1 protein-coding gene is annotated in these 208 nt (G+C 65.4%); it reads left to right on the top strand.

Annotated features, from left to right (window positions below):
- Positions 1-24 precede the first annotated feature (24 nt).
- The coding region (locus G5A07_RS22135) for a hypothetical protein (RefSeq protein WP_191864063.1) at positions 25-208 on the top strand (184 nt) is incomplete at its 3' end.

Genomic DNA, 208 nt, shown 5'->3' on the forward strand with positions numbered 1-208 from the left:
CTATACCAACTGATCGAGCCTCGCATGAAATCGGTACTCCACCAGATCGGCAAGACCTCGCTGGCAGCCGCGCTCAGCGGCGCCGTCCTGCTCTCCGCCCAGACCACCCACGCCGCCGCCCTGTCGGTCAGCCAGCAGCCGCTGATGCTGATCCAGGGCGTCGCCCCGAACATGCTGGTGACTCTCGACGACTCGGGCAGTATGGCTT

This window comes from Stenotrophomonas sp. AS012628 (assembly GCF_010608305.1).
GTDB classification, from domain to species: domain Bacteria; phylum Pseudomonadota; class Gammaproteobacteria; order Xanthomonadales; family Xanthomonadaceae; genus Stenotrophomonas; species Stenotrophomonas geniculata.